At 71.8% G+C, this 8,042-nt stretch carries 8 protein-coding genes; 4 read left to right on the top strand and 4 right to left on the bottom strand.

What is annotated here, in order from left to right:
• Positions 1 to 2,191 (top strand): ComEC/Rec2 family competence protein (locus tag E1266_RS09660; protein ID WP_132045939.1); only part of this gene is annotated, 2,191 nt, incomplete at its 5' end.
• A gap of 78 nt (positions 2,192 to 2,269) precedes the next feature.
• Positions 2,270 to 3,223, top strand: coding sequence for a DNA polymerase III subunit delta (gene holA / locus E1266_RS09655; protein WP_132045937.1), 954 nt, complete (start codon positions 2,270 to 2,272; stop codon positions 3,221 to 3,223).
• A gap of 52 nt (positions 3,224 to 3,275) precedes the next feature.
• On the opposite strand, the gene E1266_RS09650 is transcribed toward holA, so the two are convergent.
• Both E1266_RS09650 and E1266_RS09645 read right to left on the bottom strand, forming a co-directional pair.
• The gene (locus tag E1266_RS09650) at positions 3,276 to 3,695 is read right to left on the bottom strand and encodes an SRPBCC family protein (protein ID WP_132045935.1); all 420 of its coding nucleotides are present in this window, start codon (positions 3,693 to 3,695) and stop codon (positions 3,276 to 3,278) included.
• On the bottom strand, positions 3,685 to 4,554 hold the full coding sequence (locus tag E1266_RS09645) for a LysR family transcriptional regulator (RefSeq protein ID WP_132045933.1): 870 nt from the start codon (positions 4,552 to 4,554) through the stop codon (positions 3,685 to 3,687). The genes E1266_RS09650 and E1266_RS09645 overlap by 11 nt, the downstream gene beginning before the upstream one ends.
• 69 nt (positions 4,555 to 4,623) lie before the next feature.
• Here E1266_RS09645 and E1266_RS09640 point away from each other — a divergent pair, with 69 nt between their 5' ends.
• A complete protein-coding gene (locus tag E1266_RS09640; protein ID WP_207945519.1) occupies positions 4,624 to 5,154 on the top strand; it encodes a hypothetical protein in 531 nt (176 codons plus the stop codon).
• Here the strand turns inward: E1266_RS09640 and E1266_RS09635 are convergent.
• Together E1266_RS09635 and rpsT are read right to left on the bottom strand one after the other, a co-directional pair.
• Positions 5,096 to 5,632 (bottom strand): RNA 2'-phosphotransferase, encoded by a 537-nt coding sequence (locus tag E1266_RS09635; RefSeq protein WP_132045931.1) that lies wholly within the window; start codon positions 5,630 to 5,632, stop codon positions 5,096 to 5,098. The genes E1266_RS09640 and E1266_RS09635 overlap by 59 nt on opposite strands.
• A 51-nt stretch (positions 5,633 to 5,683) precedes the next feature.
• On the bottom strand, positions 5,684 to 5,953 hold the full coding sequence (gene rpsT, locus E1266_RS09630) for a 30S ribosomal protein S20 (protein WP_132045929.1): 270 nt from the start codon (positions 5,951 to 5,953) through the stop codon (positions 5,684 to 5,686).
• 241 nt (positions 5,954 to 6,194) lie between these two features.
• Between rpsT and lepA the strand changes: the two genes are divergently transcribed.
• Entirely contained in the window at positions 6,195 to 8,039 is a 1,845-nt protein-coding gene (lepA, locus tag E1266_RS09625; protein WP_243718328.1) for a translation elongation factor 4, read from the top strand.
• Positions 8,040 to 8,042 lie beyond the last annotated feature (3 nt).

Below are 8,042 nucleotides of genomic sequence, written 5' to 3'. Positions count from 1 at the left end.
CCTCACCTACACGATCGCCGCCATCGCAACCCTCACAGCCCTCTACCTACTGGCCGGCGGGCGGCTGGGGGTGATGGGAGCGCGGCGGAGGCTGGTCGGGGTGGTGCTCGTGTGCGCGGCCGCGTCCGCGGCCGGAGTGGGGTTACGGGCCACGGCCGTCGGTACCGGACCGGTGCGCGACCTCGCCCGCGACGGACGGTTCGCTACGGCCGAAGCGGTCGTCACCGGCGATCCCCGGGCGAAAGCGGGGAACGGCCGGAAGGTGATCATCCTCCGGGCGCGCGCGGAGGTGGTCCCGCGTGCCGAGGTCCGCGTGTCCGTGCTGCTGATCGCGGACGACGCCCGCTGGCTCCGCATGGTGCCGAGCCAGCGGGTGCGGCTCCACGGCGAATTCGTGCCGCCCGAGGGCGCCGACCTCCTCGCGGCGGTCGTGATCGTCCGCGGCCCGCCGACCGTTCTCGGGCCGCCGTCGCGGATGCAGCGCGCGGCCGAGCACGTGCGGGCGCGGCTGCGGGCCGCGGTGGCACGTCTCCCGCCCGACCAGCGCGGGGTCCTGCCCGGCATGGTCGTCGGCGACACGTCCGGCCTCGACCCCGCCCTGGCCGAGGACTTCCGCACCGCCGGGCTCACCCACCTGATGGTCGTGTCCGGCGCGAACCTCGCGATTGTGATCGGAGCCGTCCTCGGCCTGTGCCGCCTCCTCGGCCTCGGCCGCCGGCGCGCTCCGCCCGTCGCCGTCGTCGCGGTGCTCGCCTTCGTCCTGGTCGCGCGTCCGGAACCGAGCGTCCTGCGGGCGACCGTCATGGGCCTCATCGGCCTCCTGGCCCTGGTCACCGGGCGGCAGCGCCAGGGGATCCCCGCCCTCGCCGCCGCCGTGCTGCTCCTCGTGCTGATCGACCCCGCCCTGGCGCGCTCCTACGGGTTCACGCTGTCGGTCCTGGCGACCGCCGGCCTGCTCGTGCTGGCGCCACGCTGGCGGGAACGGCTGGCCCGCCGGCTGCCCGGCCCCCTGGCCGACGCCCTCGCGGTCGCGGCCGCCGCCCAGGTCGCGGTGTCCCCGGTTCTCGTGATGCTCTCGGGCGAGATAGGCGTCGTCGCGGTGTTCGCCAACCTGCTGGCCGCTCCGGCAGTCGCCCCCGCGACCCTGCTGGGCGCACTCGCCGCTATCACCGCCCTCATCTCCGTCCCCATGGCGCAGGGCATCGTGTGGCCCGCGGGCCTTGCGGTCGGCTGGATCATCCGGGTGGCCCGCACCGCCGCCGCGCTGCCCTACGCCACGATTCCGTGGACGGGCGGCGGCCTTGGGGCCATGACGCTGCTCCTCGCGGCCGGGATCGCCCTCCTGATCCTGCGGAGCCGCCGCCTGCGCCTGCTCACCGCCGCCGCGATGATCGGGATCATGGCGGCGGTCATCGCCATGCGGGTGACGGCCCCGGGCTGGCCGCCGCCCGGCTGGCAGATGGTCGCCTGCGACGTGGGCCAGGGCGACGCGTTGGTCCTGTACACCGCACCCGCCCAGGCCGTCGTCGTCGACACCGGCCCTGACCCCGCGCTGGTAGACCGATGCCTCCGCCGCCTCGATGTGGAGGACGTCCCCCTCATCGTCCTGACCCATCCCCACGCCGACCACATCAACGGCACGTCCGGTGTCAGGAACGGCCGCCGAGTCCACGCGATCTTGACGACATCCCGCACCTCGGGCCGGGAGGCGCGCCTCGCCCCCGACCTCCACACCCACCACGCCGAGGCAGGCCAGCAATGGCGCATCGGCGACCTGACCCTCTCGGTGCTCGCCCCCCGGACAGGCCCGGCCCTCACGCCGGGAGACGACGGCACCACGATCAACAACGCCAGCGTGGTCGTCGTGGCCCGCAGCCCCGGCTTCAGCGCCCTCCTGGCCGGCGACATCGAAGAGGAGGCCCAACGCGCCCTGACAACGACCGTCCCGCACGTCCAGGTCCTCAAGGTCCCCCACCACGGCGCGCGCGGGCAGGCCGCGGGTTTCCTGGCCGCCGCCCGCTCCTCCGTCTCCCTGATCTCCGTAGGCGAGGACAACGACTACGGCCACCCGTCCCCGGCGACCCTCGGACTCCTCCAACGCCTCGGCACCCGGATCCACCGCACCGACCAGGAAGGAGACATAGCCATAACCCGTACCAGAACCGGCATAGCTGTAGTCCCCAGCCACTGACCCACGCCCCCCGCAGCCCGCCGGTCCCGCGTCGGCGTCTTGGCGCGGGTGGGGGGTTGGGCGTGGCATGCTGCTGGGGTGTCGGTCGAGCCCAACATCCTGATCGTCGGAGACGAAGAGCTGCTCGTGGAGCGGGCCATCGGTGATGTCGTCGCCTCTGTCAGGGCGGACGACCCGGAGGCCGAGGTGATCGACCTCGGCCCAGGGGGCCTGGAGCCCGGGCGGATAGCGGAGCTGACGTCGCCCTCGCTGTTCGGTGGCGGGAAGGTGCTCGTGCTGCGGGCGGCGCAGGACCTGGGGAAGGATCTGACGGCCGAGGTGCTCGCCTACGCCAAGCAGCCCGCGGACGACGTGGTGCTGGTCGCCGTCCACCACGGCGGGGCCAAGGGCAAGGCGCTGGTCGACGGCCTGACGAAGCTCAAGGCGCGCAGGATCGCGTGCCCGAAGGTCACCAAGGTGGGGGAGCGGGTCGACTTCGTCCGGGCCGAGGTCCGCCGGGCGGGCGGGAAGATCTCGGCGGACGGGGCGCGCGGGCTGATCGAGGCCGTCGGCAACGACCTGCGGGAACTCGCGGCCGCCGGCAACCAGCTCGTCGCGGACACCGGGGGCAAGGTCGACGATGCCGCGGTGGCGCGGTACTACCGGGGCCGCGCCGAGGTGAGCGGGTTCACGGTGGCGGACAAGGCGATCGAGGGGCAGCTCGCCGAGGCCCTGGAGCAGCTCCGCTGGGCGCTCGCGACGGGTGTGGCGCCGGTCCTGATCGTCAGCGCGCTGGCCCAGGGCGTGCGGGGCCTGGCGAAGGTCGGCGGCGCACCGCGCGGTGCGCGCGGCGCCGCCCTGGCGAAGGACCTCGGCATGCCGCCGTGGAAGATCGACCGCGTCCAGAAGCAGCTGCGCGCCTGGTCGGCGGACGGCGTCGCCCAGGCCCTCACGGCCGTCGCCAAGGCCGACGAACAGGTCAAGGGCGGTTCGGCCGACCCCGCCTACGCCCTAGAGAAAACCGTCGCCGAAATAGTCGCCGCCCGCGGCTGACCACCGGCTCCCGCCGCGCGCCGTCCTCCTGAGATACAAATCCCGGTGTGGGTCAGGGGGTTTCGGCTTTGGTTTTTAGGCCGGTGGCTTCCATGGTTACGTAGCGGCGGGTTAGGCGGCCCGTTAGTAGTGCGAACAAGGGGGCCAGGGGGCCCTTTTGGTCGAGGGTCAGGTGGACGGTGACCGTGCCGTTGGGGGTGGTCGCCAGTTCGTGGGCGGCGGTGGTGGTCACGCCGGGGGAGCGGGATTCCCAGGTGAAGGTCTCGTTCTCCTCGAAGGCGGTGACCGTCCATATGGCGGCGGGGAGTTTGGGCTGGTGGACGCGGGCTCGGGCGGACAGGGCGATGGGTTCGTCGAGGAGTTCCACGCGGTTTATGGAGGCGGTCATGTCCGGCCAGCGTTCTACGTCGATCAGGAGCTTCCAGACGGTTTCGGGAGTGGCGTTGATGTCGACGGTGGTCTCAAAGTGCATTGTCTTTCCCCAGAGCGGTGCGGATCTCGGACAGGAGGCCGGTGACCAGGGGGTCGTCGGCGCGGGACGGGAGGTGCAGGGCGTGGTACGGGACGGCGGGCAGGTCGATGATCTCGCGCGTGACGAGGCCCGGGGGCGGGGTCACGCAGCCGTTCACTATGGCGACGCCGATGCCCAGGGAGACGAAGTGCAGGGTGAGGGGCCAGCCCTCGGCCTCGACGGCGAGTGACCACGGGACGCCGGCGGAGCGGAGGGCGCGTTCGAGGGCGATGCGGTGCGGGCCGGTGGGCGGCGGGGCGACCAGGGAGGCGCCCGCGAGGTCGGTGAGGGCGAGGTCCGGTCGCTCGGCGAGGGGGTGGTCGTCCGGCATGACGAGGACCTGCGGGTAGGTGGCCAGGGGGACGGCCTCGATGTCCGTCGGCGTGACGTCCAGGACGGAGACGCCGAGGTCGGCGCGGCCGGTGCGGACGGCGGCGAGGGTGCGGGCGCGGTCGCCGTTGATCAGGCGGATGCCGGGGCGGACGACGTCGCCCAGGAGGTAGAGGTAGGCGCCTTCGCCGGCGGCGAGGGTCGGGACGCGGGTGGGCGCGGTGCCGTGCACGCCGGCGAGGAACGCCGCCACGCGGGCGTCGAGTTCGCGGGCGAAGCGGGCGACCTCGACGCCGGTGGGCGTGAGGGCGAGGCGGCGGCCGTGCCTGGTGTAGAGGGCGCGGCCGAGGGTCTCGGCGAGCTTCTGCACCTTGACGTGGAGGGCGGGCTGCGAGATGTGCAGCTCTTCGGCGGCGCGCGTGAAGTTGAGGTGGTCGGCGAAGACGGCGAAGGAGGCGAGCGCGTCCGTCGAGAGGCGGCTCAGTTCCATAGGTAGTGACTATAGCTTGCGGAGAGGTTGATAGTTCTGTTCTAGGGCCGCGGGTCCGAGGGTGGGGGCATGAACTACGAACCGCGGCTCGGCGTCGACTTCGGCCGCGTCATCCACGGGGGGCTGCTGGCGTCCGGCCCCCAGGACACCGTTTTCCTCGACGGGAGCTTCGAGCAGGCGCTCGCCTCGCCGGCGACCGAAGGCGTGTACGACGTGCTGCCGGGGCTGGTCGAGGCTTTCGGCGGCCGGGCCTGGATCATCTCCAAGTGCGGTGACCGCATTCGGCGGCGGACGCTGGCCTGGCTCGACCACCACGACTTCTACGCGCGGACGGGCCTGCCGAGGGAGAACGTCCGGTTCTGCCGGCGGCGGGCGGAGAAGGCGGGGCACTGCCGGGAACTCGGGATCACCCACATGATCGACGACCGGCTGGACGTGCACGCGGCCATCCGGGACGTCGTCCCCCACCGGTACCTGTTCGGGCCGGAGGAAGGGCCCCCGTGGGTGCGGCACGTCCCGGACTGGGCGGCGGCAGCCGAGGTCATTCGCGAAGATATTCCGGCGGGACGCCTTCGGTCAGCCACACCCCGTTCTCGCTGACGCGGAACTCGTGCCCGTCGGCGGCCATCCGCCCGGCCTCGACGACGAGGACGACGGGTTCGCCGCGGCGGGCACCGACGCGGCGGGCCGTCTCGCGGTCGAGGGAGAGGTGGACGGCGTGCCGCCCCATGGGCAGCAGTCCGTCACGCAGTATCGCCGCCACGGAGCGGCCCACGGTGCCGTGGTAGAGGAGGTCCGGCGGGGACGCGGGAGAAAGGCCCAGGTCGACCTGGACCGAATGGCCCTGGGCGGCGCGGATCCGGTCCCCGTCGAGGACGTACCGCTGCTTGTCGTTGACCGCGACGACGTGTTCGAGTTCGGCGCGGGTGAGCGGGAACCCGTGGGCGGCGCAGGCCGCGAGCAGCTCGCCGACGTCGGCCCAGCCGCCGCGGTCGAGGGTGAGGCCGATCCGCTCGGGGCGGTGCCGCAGGTGCTTCGCGAGGTACTTGGAGATCCGCACCGCGCGCCGCTCGTCCATGGACATGCGCCGGGGCCGGCGCGACTAACCGGCCGGCCCCGTGCCTGGTGCTTACTCGGCCTGCAGCGCGGCGGCGCGCTTGGCGATCGCCGACTTGCGGTTGGCGGCCTGGTTCTTGTGGATGACGCCCTTGCTGACGGCCTTGTCCAGCTTGCGCGCGGCGTGCCGCTGCGCGGCCACGGCGTCGTCCACGTTGCCGGCGTCGGCGGCCTCGCGGAACTTGCGGATCGCCGTCTTCAGCTCGGACTTGACGGCCTTGTTGCGCACGCGGGCCTTCTCGTTCTGCCTGTTGCGCTTGATCTGGGACTTGATGTTAGCCACGTCTGCAGTGCCTCAGCTTGATCGCGATCCTCGCCTGCGCCACGGCAGGCTCTGACGAAAGGTCTGAACGGGGGGCGGACGGTGCCCCCCGGGGCACGACGCTACGCCACACGCAGTCGCACAGCCTACCAATCACCGGGGCCGTGCCCAAACCGAACCGTGCACAGAGCATCGCACGTGGCATGGGACCATGGGATGTACACATGTCCTTGTCCATCCAGTGAGTTTCGAACGGACCCCGGTGGCAGCGCCCGAGCCTGACAAGACCGATCCCGCGATCATCCGCAACTTCTGCATCATCGCGCACATCGACCATGGCAAGTCGACCCTCGCGGACCGGATGCTGCAGTTGACCGGCGTGGTCGAGGAGCGCCAGATGCGCGCCCAGTACCTCGACCGCATGGACATCGAGCGCGAGCGCGGCATCACGATCAAGAGCCAGGCCGTCCGGCTGCCCTACACGTCCGGCGGCGTCGACCACGTCCTCAACCTGATCGACACCCCCGGGCACGTCGACTTCTCCTACGAGGTGTCGCGGTCGCTCGCGGCGTGCGAGGGCGCGGTCCTGCTGGTGGACGCGGCGCAGGGCATCGAGGCGCAGACGCTCGCCAACCTGTACCTCGCGCTCGAGGCGGACCTGCACCTGATCCCCGTCCTCAACAAGATCGACCTTCCGGCGGCGCAGCCGGAGAAGTACGCCGAGGAGCTGGCCGGGATCATCGGCTGCGAGCCGTCGGACGTGCTGCGCGTGTCGGGCAAGACCGGCGAGGGCGTCCGCGAGCTGCTCGACAAGATCGTCCAGGACGTGCCGGCGCCGGTCGGCGACCCCGACGGGCCCGCCCGCGCGCTGATCTTCGACTCGGTGTACGACACCTACCGCGGCGTGGTCACCTACATCCGGATCATGGACGGGCGGCTGTCGCGGCGCGAGAAGAGCATGATGATGTCGACCGGGGCGGCGCACGAGACGCTGGAGGTCGGCGTGATCTCCCCCGAGCCGAAGCCGGTGCAGGGCCTCGGCGTCGGCGAGGTCGGCTACCTGATCACCGGGGTGAAGGACGTCCGGCAGGCGCGGGTCGGGGACACCGTGACCGGCGCGTCGCGGCCGGCGCCCGAGGCGCTCGGCGGCTACCGCGACCCGAAGCCGATGGTGTTCTCCGGGCTCTATCCGCTGGACGGCGACCAGTACCCCGAGCTGCGCGACGCGCTCGACAAGCTGCAGCTGAACGACGCCGCGCTGATCTACGAGCCGGAGACGTCGGCGGCGCTCGGGTTCGGGTTCCGCTGCGGCTTCCTCGGGCTGCTGCACATGGAGATCGTCCGCGAGCGGCTGGAGCGCGAGTTCGCCCTCTCGCTGATCTCGACCGCCCCGAACGTCGTGTACCGCGTCGTGATGGAGGACGGGACGGAGCACACCGTCACCAACCCCAGCGAGTTCCCCGAGGGCAAGATCGCCACGGTGTACGAGCCGGTGGTGCGGGCGACGCTGCTGACCCCGGCCGAGCACATCGGCGCGATCATGGAGCTGTGCCAGGGCCGCCGCGGCGTGCTGCTCGGCATGGACTACCTCTCCGAGGACCGCGTGGAGATCCGCTACACGCTGCCGCTCGCCGAGATCATCTTCGACTTCTTCGACCAGCTGAAGTCGCGGACCCGCGGGTACGCGTCGCTGGACTACGAGCCCAGCGGGGAGCAGGAGTCCGACCTCGTGAAGGTCGACATCCTGCTGCAGGGCGAGTCGGTGGACGCGTTCAGCCAGATCGTCCACAAGGAGAAGTCGCGCGAGTACGGGCTGATGATGACGTCCAAGCTCAAGGAGCTCATCCCGCGGCAGCAGTACGAGGTGCCGATCCAGGCGGCGATCGGCGCCCGGATCATCGCCCGGGAGAACATCCGCGCCATCCGCAAGGACGTCCTCGCCAAGTGCTACGGCGGCGACATCTCCCGCAAGCGGAAGCTGCTGGAGAGGCAGAAGGAGGGCAAGAAGCGGATGAAGACCATCGGGCGGGTGGACGTCCCGCAGGAGGCCTTCGTCGCGGCGCTGTCCACGGGCGGCGGCGAGTCCACCGACAAGGGGCGCAAGTAGGAA

Source organism: Actinomadura sp. 7K534, assembly GCF_004348575.1.
In the GTDB taxonomy this organism is placed as follows: Bacteria; Actinomycetota; Actinomycetes; order Streptosporangiales; family Streptosporangiaceae; genus Spirillospora; species Spirillospora livida.
This window is presented reverse-complemented; position numbering and strand designations above follow the sequence as displayed.